The following is a 310-nucleotide window of genomic DNA, read 5'->3' as shown; positions in this document are numbered from 1 at the left end:
ATTATGGGGGAGCTGGCCAGCCTGTTGGCCCGGGGGCTCGACATCGTTGACGAGGTACGCGGCTTGACCGAGTCGGAGATTATCGCCATGGGTATTCCCGACACGCTTGCCAAGGACGTCGTTGCGACTGCCGCGCCGTTTACCGAGACGAATTCTTTTCAAGACAAACGCCGCCAGACGCGCGCCGCGGCGAAGAAACACAACCTACTCACGCTTATCGCGGTGGAGAAACAAGCCCAACGGCTGAAGAAAGAACACCAGCGCTGGGACTTACGTCTCGAGGCGTTGAAGAAGACCGGCGATACGAAGC

General features: G+C 59.0%; 1 pseudogene. It reads left to right on the top strand.

From position 1 onward, the window contains the following. A pseudogene (locus HMPREF2559_RS13075) lies at positions 1-310 on the top strand (hypothetical protein); the annotation flags it as partial.

It is taken from the genome of Corynebacterium sp. HMSC072G08, from assembly GCF_001809185.1.
Taxonomy (GTDB): domain Bacteria; phylum Actinomycetota; class Actinomycetes; order Mycobacteriales; family Mycobacteriaceae; genus Corynebacterium; species Corynebacterium phoceense.
The sequence above is the reverse complement of the archived record's forward strand: the minus strand, read 5'-3'. Positions and strand labels throughout refer to the sequence as shown.